The organism is Chitinophagaceae bacterium (genome assembly GCA_016717285.1).
GTDB lineage: Bacteria > Bacteroidota > Bacteroidia > Chitinophagales > UBA10324 > JACCZZ01.
In genome coordinates, this window is sequence record JADKFU010000001.1 from 557,755 (window position 1) to 573,307 (window position 15,553).

12 protein-coding genes and 1 pseudogene are annotated in these 15,553 nt (G+C 39.0%); 8 read left to right on the forward strand and 5 right to left on the reverse strand.

Annotated features, from left to right (window positions below; translation table 11 throughout):
• The first annotated feature begins 190 nt into the window (after positions 1-190).
• The 8 genes and pseudogenes from IPO83_02380 (at position 191) to IPO83_02415 (ending at position 5,244) form a co-directional block, all read left to right on the forward strand.
• Entirely contained in the window at positions 191-433 is a 243-nt protein-coding gene (locus IPO83_02380; GenBank protein MBK9730128.1) for a hypothetical protein, read from the forward strand.
• Between the two features lie 101 nt (positions 434-534).
• The gene (locus tag IPO83_02385) at positions 535-732 is read left to right on the forward strand and encodes a KTSC domain-containing protein (protein ID MBK9730129.1); all 198 of its coding nucleotides are present in this window, start codon (positions 535-537) and stop codon (positions 730-732) included.
• A gap of 166 nt (positions 733-898) precedes the next feature.
• Entirely contained in the window at positions 899-1,516 is a 618-nt protein-coding gene (locus IPO83_02390) for a DUF4142 domain-containing protein (protein MBK9730130.1), read from the forward strand.
• Positions 1,517-1,585: 69 nt separating this feature from the next.
• Positions 1,586-1,825, forward strand: coding sequence for a hypothetical protein (locus tag IPO83_02395; protein MBK9730131.1), 240 nt, complete (start codon positions 1,586-1,588; stop codon positions 1,823-1,825).
• A gap of 46 nt (positions 1,826-1,871) precedes the next feature.
• Positions 1,872-2,294, forward strand: coding sequence for a phage holin family protein (locus IPO83_02400; protein MBK9730132.1), 423 nt, complete (start codon positions 1,872-1,874; stop codon positions 2,292-2,294).
• Between the two features lie 24 nt (positions 2,295-2,318).
• Positions 2,319-3,551, forward strand: coding sequence for a DUF748 domain-containing protein (locus IPO83_02405; protein MBK9730133.1), 1,233 nt, complete (start codon positions 2,319-2,321; stop codon positions 3,549-3,551).
• A gap of 8 nt (positions 3,552-3,559) precedes the next feature.
• A pseudogene (locus tag IPO83_02410) lies at positions 3,560-4,399 on the forward strand (glutathione-dependent formaldehyde dehydrogenase).
• A 284-nt stretch (positions 4,400-4,683) separates the two neighbouring features.
• On the forward strand, positions 4,684-5,244 hold the full coding sequence (locus IPO83_02415) for a DUF892 family protein (protein ID MBK9730134.1): 561 nt from the start codon (positions 4,684-4,686) through the stop codon (positions 5,242-5,244).
• A 399-nt stretch (positions 5,245-5,643) separates the two neighbouring features.
• On the opposite strand, the gene IPO83_02420 is transcribed toward IPO83_02415, so the two are convergent.
• The 5 genes from IPO83_02420 to IPO83_02440 all read right to left on the reverse strand — a co-directional run bounded on the left by IPO83_02420 (position 5,644) and on the right by IPO83_02440 (position 15,400).
• Positions 5,644-6,156 (reverse strand): PepSY-like domain-containing protein, encoded by a 513-nt coding sequence (locus tag IPO83_02420; protein ID MBK9730135.1) that lies wholly within the window; start codon positions 6,154-6,156, stop codon positions 5,644-5,646.
• Positions 6,157-6,436: 280 nt separating this feature from the next.
• Positions 6,437-8,398 (reverse strand): SBBP repeat-containing protein, encoded by a 1,962-nt coding sequence (locus IPO83_02425; GenBank protein ID MBK9730136.1) that lies wholly within the window; start codon positions 8,396-8,398, stop codon positions 6,437-6,439.
• 531 nt (positions 8,399-8,929) lie between these two features.
• On the reverse strand, positions 8,930-11,053 hold the full coding sequence (locus IPO83_02430) for a CotH kinase family protein (protein ID MBK9730137.1): 2,124 nt from the start codon (positions 11,051-11,053) through the stop codon (positions 8,930-8,932).
• Between the two features lie 68 nt (positions 11,054-11,121).
• Positions 11,122-13,227 (reverse strand): tetratricopeptide repeat protein, encoded by a 2,106-nt coding sequence (locus IPO83_02435; GenBank protein MBK9730138.1) that lies wholly within the window; start codon positions 13,225-13,227, stop codon positions 11,122-11,124.
• A gap of 70 nt (positions 13,228-13,297) precedes the next feature.
• The gene (locus IPO83_02440; protein ID MBK9730139.1) at positions 13,298-15,400 is read right to left on the reverse strand and encodes an aryl-sulfate sulfotransferase; all 2,103 of its coding nucleotides are present in this window, start codon (positions 15,398-15,400) and stop codon (positions 13,298-13,300) included.
• Positions 15,401-15,553: the final 153 nt, after the last annotated feature.

A 15,553-nucleotide genomic window follows, 5' to 3' on the forward strand; every position in this document is an offset into this window, starting at 1 on the left:
GAAAAAAATGTTATTTAAAAAAAACTAAGGAGGGAAAGTGTTTTATAAAAGCCCATGTTTCAATGAGCTTTTTTAAACCAGTACTATTAACAAACTCACAAATGATACAGAATGATAGAGCAAAGATGATCACTATTTGTTGACACATTTTTTTTAACTAGCATGAATTGTTTAACTAAAACCAGATCTCATGGCAAAATATTCAGAAAAGTCGCAGGACAAGGTTGAGAAGGTAATGCACGAATACAAGAATGGGGAACTCAAATCCGGAAAGGACGGTAAAGGAGGAAAAGTAAAAAGCCGTAAACAAGCGATTGCAATCGGTCTCAGTGAAGCACGTAAAGAAGGAGCCAGGGTACCGAAGAAAAAGGTGCTCCAAAAAAGTCCACGGCGCATAAAAAGTCAAGTAAAAAGAATTGAGTACAGAAAATAGTATATAAAAATTTTCAAAATAATATCAGAATCCCAGTTGAATGTCATTGCCAACAATGATCTACCCTGCAATTGATAATAATAAAGTGAAAATATAGCGCATTGCCTTCCACTGTAATCAGATCGTTTCATTACAATGCAGAGAGCCGGATACTCCAAGTGAGATTTAGATCCGGAGCTATTTATGAATATCTGGAAGTGCCTGAACGAATTTACCAGGATATGAAAGTTTTTTTTTCAAAAGGAAAATTCCTGAATAACTACATCAAAGAACAATTTGAATTCAGAAAAATTAGGTAAAGCATGTGCTCGCTATTCATCTTAGAACTCCATTATCCAGTGCTTCTAAGGATGTATTCCTGCCGGTAATGGTATGAACCTATGAGGCTAAAATCCCCTTGATATTTTTGGCACTATCTGTGTCAATTGCATAATCAAATTTTTTCAATTGATAATACCACAACTGATGGCAAGGGAAATAAGCACCCGGATTGGTTTTGCATTCATTTTTATAACTCTTTTTTCTGTGGAATCTTTAGCTATGAAAAACCTTATCACCGAATCAACTTTAAATAATCATCTATCGCAAATACCAGAAACGGAAATGGAAATAGCAATTAAAAGAGATAATGATGCTGTGGCTGATAGAGACCGAAAGTTTTTAATAAAGTCTGCCGATGCCAGGATGATGGATGCAGCGGAAGGAAAACTTGCGACTGAAAAAGGAACGACGAAAGAGATCAGAGATTATGGACAGCGCATGCTAACTGATCAGGGCCTTTTGCTTGCCGAGATAAATAAACTTGCCATGAAAAAAGGAGTGGAGATACCTAATTCAATCAGCGAGAAGAAGGAGCATTTTAGAAAGAAGCTGGCAGAAGAAGAGGGAAAACATTTTGATAAAAGATTTATACGAATGATCACTATCGATCATAAGCGGGATCTGCGCATGTTCAGGCGTGCTGAAAAATCTACTGATGAGGATATTGCGGGTTTTGCGAAAAAATTTCTACCAGTGATCCAATCTCATCTGGACGGTATTAAAGAAATAAAAAAATTACAGGAATCTGGAATAACGAATTGATGCAAAGCGAAAAGAATAATAAACCTGTAATTAAAATGCATCCGTATATAAATAAAAATTAATCATTTCATGTCAAACAGGGCAATTGCAAGTGAACAGATTCAAAAAAGGATTGAAATACTTGAGAAGGAAAAAAATGATGCAAGATTAAACATTGGAGCTGAGTGGCATGGACTGGAAGAAATGCTAAAGCCCGTAAATATTTTAAAATCTACTGGTTCAATGATGGTGCAAGGTTTCCTTAGCCGTGGAAAGAAAGGACTGATTCAGGTTCTGCTATCAAAACTGTTATTCAGGCGATCACATTAAAAAAGCTAGACAAACAACATTTCTTGAACACAATTAAAAATAAATTATGGAAGGATTAAAACAAAAAGGAAGCAGACTGCTCGAAGCAGTTGCAGATTATGCAGAGAGTTCCATCAAGCTCATTGCATTTAAAAGTGCTGATAAGAGTGCAAGAATCTCCTCAAATTTTCTCATGATTGTAATACTGATTATCATTTTCCTATTCACTTTTAATTTATTGAATATTGGTTTGGCGTTACTCCTCTCTATTTTGCTCGATCGGTCGTGGGCGGGCTTTATTATTCTCGGTGGATTGTATGCGATATTGGGAATATGCATTTACCTGATGAGAGACAAACTTATTTATCAGCCATTGCTTAATGCCACCCTCCAATCCATTTTGGGAACATCTCTTAAAGCGGAGGAAGGAATTGAGAAGGTGCAGGATAAGATTGAAGACAAGCTGAATTTAGAAAAGCAACCAGATTAAAAATACTTTAGACAATTAAGCATAATGAGAAGAAAGGATAAAAATGCTGAAAAAAACAAACCGCACAGAAGACGACTGGGTTTAAAGATCCTTATCGGCATTCTTATTTTATTAATTATCGTCAGGCTCATTTTGCCGTATGTAATTCTGCACTATGGCAATAAAACGCTTGCAAATGATGTGAAAGGTTATTATGGTCACATGGAAGACGTTGATCTTTCCATCTACCGTGGAGCGTATACCATCTGCGACGTTTATCTCAGCAAAGTGGATTCTGCAACCGGTAAACAATCACCTTTTGCTGATGCAAAGGAGATTGACCTTTCTATTGAATGGAAAGCTCTTCTGCATGGTTCAATAGTGGGAGAGCTCGTGGTTGAAACTCCCACCCTCAATTTTATTAAAGAAAAGGTTTCTGCGAAACAATTAGCTGAAGACACCACTGATTTCAGGATACTGTTGAAGAAATTCATGCCCATCAAGATCAACCGTTTCGAAATCAATAATGGATCCATACATTATATCGATGAAGGATCATCACCAAAGGTGGATGTGGCATTAACTGATGCACACATTGTTGCAACCAATCTTCAAAATTCGTACGACTCTGCAGAAGTGCTTCCCTCTGGTGTAACAGCGGATGCTCATGTTTATGAAGGAACGTTCAACTTGGGAATGAAATTGAACCCACTGGCTGATCAGGCAACATTTGACTTGAATGCACGACTCGAAAACACCAACCTGGTTTTACTCAATGACTTTTTTAAAGCGTATGCTAAAATAGATGTCAATAAAGGAAGATTTGGACTTTACACGGAGGTAGCTGCTAAGAATGGTAAATTCACCGGCTATGTAAAACCGATCATCAAAGACCTGGATGTGCTTGGAGCGGAGGATAAAAATGATTCTTTTCTTCGAAAATTATGGGAAGGTCTTGTAGGATTAGCAGGGCAAATATTGGAAAATCCCAAAAAGGACCAGGTAGCAACCAAGATACCTATTGAGGGAGAGATGTCAGATCCTAACATTCATGTTTTTACTGCCATAGTTGAAGTGCTGCGAAATGCATTCGTTCAGGCTTTGTTTCCTGCAATTGATCAGCAAATCAGCATCGGTTCTGTTGGTAACACCCCACAGGAAGAAAAATCGCTTCTTAAAAAGATGTTTGAAAAGGATAAGGTTGAAGATGATAAGAGTCAAACAGAAAAAGAGAAGCACGAAAAAAAGGAAAAGGATAAGAAAAAGGACAAATCATAAACCTGGGTTATGGACCCGAGGGTGGTATAACAGAAAAAGGAGGTGCACTTTTCGGTTATACAGATTTATATGGTGGATATGATGGTGGACAAGCGCAATACGTGAGAGTTCCCTATGCTGATTATGGCCCACGGAAAGTACCTGATCAATTAAGTGATGAGCAAGTGCTTTTTCTAACCGACATTTTTCCTACCGGATATGCAGGTGTCGATTGGGGTGAAGTTCATGGAGGAGAATCGGTGGCGATTTTTGGTGCAGGTCCTATTGGTATTATGGCTGCTAAAAGCGCCGCACTTCGTGATGCAGGGTTGGTATTAATTGTTGATACTTTACAATATCGTTTGGATAAAGCTAAACAAACTGCTCCCTGTGAAACGATTTTATGGGAAGGAAATGGAAAGGAAGTAATCGAACAAATCAGATCCTTTACGCAGGGAAGAGGAGCAGATGTTTGTATTGATGCGGTGGGCTTTGAACCTGATCGCAATATATTAGATCGTGCTAAAGCTGTGGTCAATTTTGAAAAGGGTTCCGCAAAGGTATTAGAAGCCTGCATGAGTGCAGTGAGACGCGGAGGCATCATTTCAGTGCTTGGAGTGTACCCGGCATTATATGATAATTTCCCGGTAGGACAATTTTTTGATAAAGGTATAATCCTTAAAGGCGGTCAGGCTCCTGCACATAAATACATTGATGAATTGCTTGGTTATGTGGCTGAAGGAAAAATTCAATTGAATGATTTTATCACGCATAGATTGCCTCTATCACGAATTGCGGATGGTTATGCCATGTTTAAAAATAAACAAGATAACTGCGTAAAGGTTGTGCTCAATCCGTGGATGGAATAAGAAATCTTATTGATGTTTTACTGACTACCTCGTCGGGGAAGTTTTTGCACATGTTTATATTCATTTTCCCCAAATGATTTTAAATTCTAACGGGCCACCAAAGAGAGTTTATCGCATGTTATATTGGTAAATTTCGGTTATTGGCCATACACTTAGGCTTGGCACTATAATTATCGTTTTCTAATTACACTAACCAATATCTTATAATGAAAAAAGCGACTGAGAAAGATAAGGAAACGATAATTTCACATCGATTGAAAGTGATATTTGAGAATTCTTTTGAGTTGAAATCTTTTTTTGAGGAGGAATTAAAAAGTATTTATTGGGTTGATACAGCAATTATGAAAATGCTGGCCAGGATGGGCGAAAATTCCATTTCTGATGAACTTTTTACGTCTATGGAAGATCATATAAACGTAAAAGAAGAACAGTTAAGAAGGTTGGAAGAAATATTTAATGCCAACGATTTTTACCCTGAACAAATTCATTGTAAAGCGTTCTCGGTGCTCATTAAGGAACTTGAACATGTTACAACCGTTACTGATTTGGGCATTGTAAGAGATTCATGGATCATTTCTGTCATGCAGAAAATCGAATTTTACGTTATTACCTCTTATGGAACCTTACGAACTTTTGCCAATTTATTGGGGCAAAATGAAGTGGCTGATCTCTTACAACAAACTTTGGATGAAGAAAAAGCCTATACGTTAGAATTAAACGCTGTTAGCGATCTCCTCTACAAAGATTTTAAGGATATTGTTGAAGTCAATAGGAATGTAAAAACAGATAAATATTTTTTTCATTCAGGCTTTGAACAATTCCAGGGTATTCATCGGCAATCTTAAGCCTGCTTTTTTTTAAATTTTATGGATCAGGAATTTGGGATCGCATAATTTATAGGGCTGATATTTTCTTTATCAAATTTTTCCGATTCCGAAGAACGAAATTTATGTTGTCGCAATAGATTTCAAATCCAAAATTTTGCCATCCGATAAAAAAAGCCGGAAGTACGATTACGCTTTAAATTTATAAGCACTTCCTCATACCTTCCAACTTTGGAGAACGCATCACTTCGAGGGAATATTCAATTCACCTGGTTATTATCTTGAAATTGAAAACCGGATTGCAAAGCTGATTTTTAAAGCTCAAAAAAATCGCGGAGCCTAAAGAAATTAAGGGATTAACCTATATTCTTTAAACTCCGCGAAAGTTGTTAAACCAACACCATCATTTGCAGATGCTGTTTACTTCATTGGAACCAGATTTCCGCTCTTATCGAACTTCATCCATTTTCCATCTACCCAAACCTGGTAATTAGTTTCGCCTGATGGAGTTTTTACCTCGTACACATTGTCGAAAGTTGCATCCGGATATTTACTCTGGAGGTATTTATTAGTACCTGCAGGGAGAGAAGAAGATTTAATCTGTTTCCCCATGTACACTGGATTTCCCTTCATGTCATAAATAACCCGTTGGTTCATGCTGGAATTATCATTGTAGCTTGCGATGTATCCGTTATTATACTTATACCAGGTAACATCGGATTGATTGGGATAAGAACTTTTGAAAGCGGAATTAATAGATGATGGTAATTCTGACGGAGGTAATGTAAGCATGTCATTATTATCCCACGTCAATGTGGTATTATTCTGCTTTTGATTGGTTACCGGATCAATGGGATGTCCGGGTTGTGGCTGTTGTGCACTAGCAAAATGCATAGTAAAGCACAGGATAGGAATTATGATTGCTCTTTTCATTTTTTTTGGATTTAAAAGTTTGAAGAATTTTGATGAACCATTAATAAAAAAAATGCCAATAATTTTAACCTTGCGTAAAAGGAAGTAATTATTGGCAACACATATGAAATAAATAACATTAATAATCCTCTCTGACATTTCTCTGACAAAATATGGATGGAAAAAGCGCTATGGTATTTGAGTGATCTGTAAGGGGATTAGTAGCTATATCAAATGAAATAAAATTTATATTCTGCTGAATAGCGGTAGTTTTTTGGATATTTAGATTCCTTGAGGATAATTACTGAAGAAGTATCGCCTTCGTTACCAGTTTTTGTCCGTTGATTATTCTCACGAATGCCATCCCAGTTATCTCTCCGGTAAGTTGAACTTGTTGTTCTATTTCTCCATCAGTATGGAACAGTTCATTCCTGTAAATGATTTTTCCTATCACGTCAATTACTTCAATGGTTACATGATCCTGAAGTCCTGTTGCATGAATGGTAAAAGATCCATGGCTTGGATTTGGAAAAATAGCCATCTCTGCAGGAATCTCAATTATCTCTCCGGTACGAAGTGGGGCAGTTGTGAAATTTTGAATCGCAGAATACGCGCTGGTGTCACCTGTACACACTGAAGCAACATGGTAATCATAAGAAGTGGAAGGAGTGAGGTTGATCAGTTTTTTTGATGTTCCGGCAGCCGCTTTAGTTTTCCATTTTGTAACACCGGTTTTACGGTATTGAACAAGATAGCTTACAGCGCCTGTTGCATTGCTCCAATTTATCTTTGCTGAAGAAGAGGTGATTTTTGTGACAGAGAAACCACTTGGTGTTGCGCATACAGGAGAAGCTTCGCAAAATTTTCCTGTAAAAGCAGGACGATCAACAAATTCCAGGTTGATATTATCGAATTCATTTCCGTTGTTGTTTAGAGATACGCCACCACCAAAAAACATACAACCATTATTTAATACATGAATATCCTGACCTGAACCGGCTGCATATTGTTTTACCGATAACACAGATCCTGCGGGATTGTACTTTGCAAGGTAGATGTATTCATTTCCCAAAGGTGGCAATGTAATAGTGTCAAACACAACGCCAGGACCGCTGTCTGCAAAACCACTTACAAAACTGTTGCCTGCAAGATCAACAGCAACCGTATATCCTCTGTCTGCATGAACACCACCACCGTGCTGCAGCCATTGAATGATGCCATTCGAATTATATTTTGCTACATACATGTCGGCATAACTCACGTTATTGCTTGTTGCAGTCAGATTATCAAATGTTGCAGTACCGGTGAAGTCACCTGTTATATAAAAGTTATTTAAGGCATCGGTTGCTACAGATTGTCCGTGATCAGTGACAAAAGAAACGTTGCCGCCACCCCGTCTCACCCAAGAGTTGGTTCCGGAAGCAGCATATTTAGCAATGAATGCGTCACCGAGCCCCAATGCAGTTACCTGGTTGGAACCAAAAGAAGCAGTGTTTTGAAATTCTCCTGTGATGGCAATATCTCCGTTTGAATCACAGGTAATTCCGTAAGCATTATCTGAACCACTACCACCTGCACGTTTTAACCAGGCAAGAGTGCCGTTACTATCATACTTCGCAATGAACACATCAAATAAACCTGAGCTTGTTATGGTGATTCCATTTACGGTCATGGTGCCACTAAAAAATCCGGTTACATATACATTGCCGTTCCCATCGAGTGCCACACTGTTGGCCTGATCACCGGCAGTGCTGCCTTCCACTTTTGCCCATATTACATTTCCATTCACGTCATATTTTGCAATGAACCAGTCATAATCACCATGTCCGTTAAATGAAAGGTTACCGAACGAAACACTTGGATGTAATGAATTTGTTTGGATATAACCTGCGATATAAGAGTTACCCTCCGCATCAGTGGCAATTTCATTTCCCTGGTCGAGCAGCTCACCGCCTGCCAGTTTCAGAGTAGTGATGGTGCCACCCTGATCGTACTTTGCAAGAAAGATATCCGCTGCATTGCAGGGAATAGAGATGTTATCGAATACAGCAGGGTTACTCACCATGCCTGTAGCATAACAATTCCCATTTGCATCGCTGCTTACGCCATTGGTGATTCCACCGGTGCCACCCTGCTTTACCCATTGTGCGGTTTGTGCATTTGCTGATAGAAATAAAAAGAAAGCCGGAAGGAAATAAATCGCGAACAGCGCGTAAAATTTAAAAATCCGGAACTGACAAGTAGTGTATAATTTGTTTTTCATGGAACAGCGTTTTGTGTTTTAGGGATGCAATATTGTTTCTGCAAAAATTATCTGCAAAGCGAAACTATTTGGATGAGGAAATAAGGATGTTCAACCCAATAAATGAAATGCTCAATGGGAATTGAGTAATTATGATAATGCAGGAATTAGCAAAGATGGAACCATTATTATATGGCATCATTTGAATTAAGGAATGTTCTGTGATGATGCAATAGTGAAGAAAGAATGTGTAATCGCTTTTTAAACAGGGAATAATTTTCTACGTGCCCGAGACTTTTTCCCTCAAATGAGATAAAGACTTGATTTCAGAATTTGTAAATGATGGTACCTGAATAACGATATGGAATGGTGCCGGAGTTTTATTTTACAAATAATATTCCGCTGATAATTATGTGATATAATCTTTAATAACATCAACAGCGTTGGGACAGGTTAATTCATAGTTTCATCTCAAAGAAGCGCTTCCTTAACGAAGACCAGGAGTAAGCAGTGTAGCAAAATTCTGATTAATGAATATTTACACCGCCGGAATCAATACAGAAATACTTTCTTCGAAATTTTCTTTACATCATTTTCAATGGTTACCAGGTAGCAACCGGCGGTTAATTGATCAGCGCCGGTTTTCCATTCAAACTGATGTGATCCTGGTTTTAACAAACCATCCTGCAAAGTCGCAATAGTTCTTCCTGTTAAGTCGTGAATTTCAATTTTAGTGTAGCCGGTGATTTTTAAGTTGATATTAAGAGAAACATCGGAGAACAGCGGCGCAGGATTGGGATAGATACTTATTTGTGACATGCCTGTTTCTTCTTCAGAAAGAATATTTGTAAGGCAACTGCCATTCAACTGTCCGTCCATCCATGCAACGCGCGCAGTAATCCAGTTTTTTAAAGTGTCAATTTCTTCTGCGTACGTTTCAGGATAATATGCATTGGGCCAGACATATATTCCGAGAATCGGATACTTTTCAAACTGACGTTCTTTCGCACTGTCCAATACTAAGGCAAATGAATCTACCAGTTGGTGCATGTGATTCAAATCGAAAACAGATGTTCGAAGTTCCTGCCATCTGCATTGTAAGTGTTGGTAATAGGCAGAATCATCAAGCAGGCGTTGCCACCAGAATGGATTCAATCCGCCGTCATATTCAAACGGACAAGGAAAATCCCATTGCCAGTTTACGGTGTAGGCACCATTATAATAATCAGCATTGCCGAAAGCAAGATTGAAATCCCAGATAGGACCCATTGTCAATTTTCCATTCTTGCTTGCTTTGTCTTTGTAAAAGAAACTGCTCCAACGATATCCGTCTACATTTTTGCTGATCTCATTCAGCAATGCAAAATCAATGAAGGAAGATTCATCGGCAAATTTTCTGAAACCTGTAACCGGATTATTAAATGTTGGTGCAATCAAAGCATTTTCAAAGGAATCCATATAAGAATGAATATAGTCTTTCTGCTGTTCTTTGATCTTTGCAGGTTGCGGATCATGATATTGGATGAAGATGGTTTGCCATACATCAGGATCAAAGCATGGAGGATATTGAGAGGTGAAACCATCTACCTGCTCTCCGTCATATTTATCAATTTTCAATATATATCCACCGGTCAATTCATCGCCTGCAATATCAATTTCTTTCAGCTCCGCGATATTCACACGAGCTGAATCCTGTTTTATTTTTTCTTCCAGCACATATACGCCCTGGTAAGCATTGTTAAGAATTACTTCACAGAATCTTGTACGTGAAGCATAGCGCCCGAGTTCATTTGACAAGCGATAAATCAGTGCATTGCGTACCATGGATTTATCATTGTACGGTGCGTACAATACCCAATCATTTTCTTCCGGCATACCAAGTAACGATACATTTAAATTTGAACCGGTGTCATCTTCTGTTTCAAAAGAATAGGACGCCTGCGGAAAGGTGATGGAGCTGCTGCCTCGTTTTTCAATGGAAATATTTCCTGAATAATTATTGGGTGTATCGGATGGATGATTGGAAAGGCCTGGTCCATTGTCAATAATTCCCATGTCGGCATCAATACGCGAAAGATCAGAGATCAACTGTCCATTGGTGTTGATGATGATCAACGGCAGATTGGAAGATGTAAGCGCTGTGGAAGGACTTGCGGCGTCTGATTCAAAACTGATGGACCAGTTGTGCAGGTCACCGAAATCGGCGTACGCATACTCATCTACAATCATTAATTGCCAGGTGCCATTCGGATCTTGTCCATTGTTGAACTCTCCAAGGTTTCCCTCAGGAATATAAATGCCTGTGAAGGGAGGACTTCCTGCTGAAATACTAATCGATGCATTCATCTGAAAGCAAGTTCCGAGATAGCCATCACCATCCCAACCATTGTGCGACGTGAGTTCGACTAATGTGTTGTCAGGCGCTTTCAACCAAATGACTAAATCATCATCCCACGTATGACTTGCATTGATACAAACAGCAACTATTCCGAAAGCCTGATTAATGGATGCAGGAAATAGACCAGTTACCTGCAAGTTGTAATAATTAATCTGGCCATCGTCTGAAATCATGCCCGTGTCACCTTCGAAAGTTTGCGCTCCCAATAACGAAATACCTGAAAAGAAAATAATGATAGTAAAGGCAGGATATAGCAAGAGTTTGAAATTGTTGATCATTAAATGGATTTAATAATTTTATAAAGTTAGAATTTTTGAAAGGCTCATTTATTATTTCCCGGCAGCAATCACCTTGTTGGCAAATATTTATTCGCATTTGCTGTATCTCCCATGAGGTAATAGGTTGCTCCCATGTTGTTGATTGCATTTTTATTGGCAGGATTTATTTCCAACACTTTTTTAAATGTGATCAAGGCATTCGGATAGTCTTTCAGCGCGCCATAACTATTGCCAAGGTTAACCAATGTCATTTCTGAATTTGGATTGATGGCCAGCGCTTTTTTGTAATATTCAATGGCGGTACTGAAATCTCCCATGTTTGCATAAGTGTTCCCCAAATTATAAGGAGGATACTCATCCTTTGGATTAAGCTGCATGGCTTTGCTGAGTAGTGCTATCGATTGCGGATAATTTTGCAACCTGGAATAAAATAAACCCATGTTGTTATATGGATCCGACGAAGTGGAGTCGAGCTGAATAGCCTTGTTCAGCATTGCAAATGATTTCTCATATTCACCTGTCTCTCCGTATGCAACTCCAGCAGCAACGTAATAGCTGAAGTTTTTTTCCGTCATGTTTTCGCCTGCGTTTTCAAAACAGGTCACAGCGCTTTTATAATCTTCCAGTTCTTTGTATCCCATTCCAAGATTAAACCAGGCTTCGCCGTAATCCGGTAAAATCTTTACAGCCTCCGTGAGTTGACGAACACCTTCCGAAAGGAAATTCTTCTTTTGGTTTTCATCTTTTTCTATCAGGCCTTTTTCCATCACCAATATGCTACCATACGCGTATCGGATGCGTGCACTGTTTGGATGTGTTTGTGAATCAATTTTGGTCAGTGTGAGATTATCTTTCCAGTCTGTATTTCGCGCAATGGTTTTTGCGGAGAACAACAGCAGTACCAATACAGAAACCGCAATAATTGCCTTGTGTTGATTTATAAGTGTTCTTATGTTCTTAGAAGTTGATGAATGTAAGTCCGCCTTGAAAAGTTGGAAAGAAATGAATGTTATACCTACGCAAAATGCAAGTGAAGGCATGAACAGAAACCGTTCACCCAATGTGGCTTCAATCAGGAAAAATAAATTGGAAGTGAGTGAGAGCGTTGCTCCGAAAAACAAAATGGACCAGGCAAGCGGACTTTTAGTTTTTAACCCGCGAATAGCTACTACCGCAAGTCCGATGATTATTGCCAGCGATAATAAGGCTTGCGGCGCACTGATTGAAACCAGCGGAATCGTGTTGTAAGAATAATCAAAACACAATGGTTGAGGAATAACAAGCAGCAGGAGATATTTGCCGATAATTGAAATTGCTGTCGCATATCGCGTAACTAAATCATTACCGGCGCCCGCCAGACTGTTATTGATAAGTTGAATTTCATTAAAGTTGGTAAGACCTTTTAATACTGAAATGCGAATGGTGAGATAAATAAAGAAAGCTACGAGAAATGGAAGGGTGCTGATCGCAATTTTACGTGCATTGGCTTGAGTGAAAAAATAAATAGTCATAGGTGCAACCACTACCATTGTAATGGCTGTTTCTTTCGAAAGCATTGCAAAAAAGACAGCGATTCCTGCAGCTATCAGCAACAGCATGCGGCCTTCCTTTGCGTATTTCATGAGGGCCCATAACGATATAAGTGAAAAAAGAAAACACAACAGTTCATCTGCACTCTTAATGTTTGCTACCACTTCAGTATGTATCGGATGCGCTACAAATAACATGGTAGCTATGAAAGGAAGCAATATGTTTTTCTTTTCGAAGAAAAGTGAAAGTGTGATGAATAGCATGATTGCTGTAATCGCGTATAGCAATACATTCACCCAATGGAAAAAGTGCGGATTGGCCGGAGCGAGCTGCCATTCAATAGCAAACAAAGCGATAGACAACGGACGATAAAGACCTTCATTCCTGTCCCAAAATCCGGCGCGATAAGGAGTGGAGAAAATTTCAGGAAGTGCTGAAATCCCTTCTTTGGTAAAACTGTTTTTTCCGATCGCTGTTTCATCATCCAGCACAAAATCGTGCATCAGTGTATTTGCATAAAGCAGAAATGCGAATAGCCCACAAATGATCAGCAGCCATCTTCTTATAGATTTCTGATCTTTTTCAGAAATAACAGTCACTGGTTTAGCAGCAGCAGGCGAGCGTTGCTTTTCTTTTTTCATCATCGCAAAATAGTGAATGCGGTTTGATTTCGAAAGGCCAGCGAATTATTATTGGGGTTGATACATTACCATGTTATTCAATCACGACTTTTTGTACCTGCGTTTCAAAACTGTTACTGATTTCAAGCAAGTAATTTCCGGCTGAAATGGAATGCAGCGGTATTTGAACCAATGAAACATCATCTGTTTCATTCAATTCACGAACAATCATTACTATTCCAAACATATTCAGCAACCTGATTTGAGAGGCACCGGCATGATTCATTGAAACAGTAAGAATATCATGAGCAGGATTCGGATAAATTAAAAATGAAATCTCATCAGTTGGTTCATTCAGAAATATTTTTTGCGGCAGCGTAGTGAATTTTTTTATTTCGGTGAATCCTGATTTTTTTATTCCATCTGCATCGCACCACGTTTGCAACCGCCAATCATATTTGGTATTTGCAGTTAAGCCTGTTAATTTTTTAGAGTCCTTGGTGCCCAGCACAGTTTTTTCAAGCCATGCTGATTCACTGTGTTTTTTATACTGAAGCAGATACGATTCCACATTGGCAACTCCGGCCCATTTGATGGTGGCAGCAGTGGATGTTACCTCTTTAGATTTTAAGGTTTTTTGTGTAGGACGCGCGCAAGGATTCCAAACATATTTATGACTGCGATAGGTAATAATATTTTTTGGAGCATTAAGTTTCAATTCCCAGACAATGGTGCCTTCCGGCGTTATTTCTGTCATGCTTGGGTTAGCGGTATTTAATCTCCAGCCCCAGTTGATGAATGTATTTCCATTTGTTAATCGCTGCACGCTTCCCATCGCAGAATAGTATAAAAACGTATTCGGATTGGTGTCCGGATGTTTGTAGCTCCAAACCAACGTGGCTGTCTTATTCACTTCATCTACTGCATATTCTTTCGCTGCACTTTCTTGTGGCACATGATAAACACCATTGTCGAACAGCGTAATATGCCCGTTGTCAATGCGCCGGGCATCATGCTGATAAGTAAAAGGCTGGGGTTCATTGATAAAGGTAAATTCATTCATCACACCACCCATCCGCCATATAAACTCACCGGTGTTGCGATCAATTTTAGTTACCTGATCGAGTGTGCGATGTGAAGCAATGATGTTGCCGTCGTTGTCAATTTCTATGGAGTTCGTATGTACATAATCAACGGTGGAAAAAGTAAGATTTTTATGCAAGGCCTCCGGAACTTCGATATGATCAAAGCTGCGCCATTCAAAAACGAGATGGTGAGCTGCATCAAATTCCTGAATCACGGCGCCGGTCACCGTGCAGCTTTGAGAATAGGAGGGATCATAAACCGAAAGATCCAGGACCTGGTATTCATCGGCAACAAACAAAACATGACCATCAGTCAGCACCAGAAATTCGTGTTCATCCGCCTCATAACCATTAGCCGGGTAATAGGTATCAATCACATTGAAATTGGAATCCAGCAGATCAAAGCCGTTTTTGCTGCCGTTGAAAATCCCGAAATATCCTTTTTCATTTTGATTGAAATTCGACGGTTTATTTAGCGCAGTGACTTCCCGGAAAAAGACAGAATCGCCGGAAGTCGTAATGGCCTGATAGCCTGTATAACTGTTAGGTTGAAAGTTTCCGCTGAATGAATCAAAGAAGATATCTCCTGGTGAAGGATTGATATTGGTGGTAATTTCAAACATGCCGTCTATCTCGCGATTACTTATTTCTTCGTTTGTTTCATCTGCAGAAAGCAGGGTTTCTTCATCCTGAATCTGTTCTTTCATTTCTTTAAAACGTTGCTGTTCTTCAGCCACATATGCTCTGTGCGTTTGGAATTTAAAGGTAAAGCCGTTTAAAATTTGTCCTTGTTTGGTTTTTAACCCTTTCGTAATCGTTACGGTAACCACTTCATTGAAATTGAAAGGCATTTCAGGTTGCAATAGAATCGTTTTACCATCATTTGCAAGAATCAGTTTGAAAACGTGTGAACCGCTCGATGCACCTTCAATGGAAAATTGTTCTGTCTTTACTGTTGCAGGATCAATAAGATGGCCTTCGCGGATTATTATGTTGTGTTCCGGATTGATCATAACTGAACCCGGCATTGGTGATACGTATTGAAATTGTGCAATTGATTGTTGAAGGCCAAAGGTGAGCTGCAGCAGGAGGCAGGTAGCAATTATTTTCATGAAAATGGATTTAGCATTCGCTTGAATGATAGGAATAATTATCGAAAGGGTAATCAAGTCGGAGCGTACACAAAAAAAGGAAGCTTAAAAAATGATTGTTGCTCCTGCCTGGAAGCGCAATGGCTCAGGTATTTCAGTTTGCTCTTATCAACT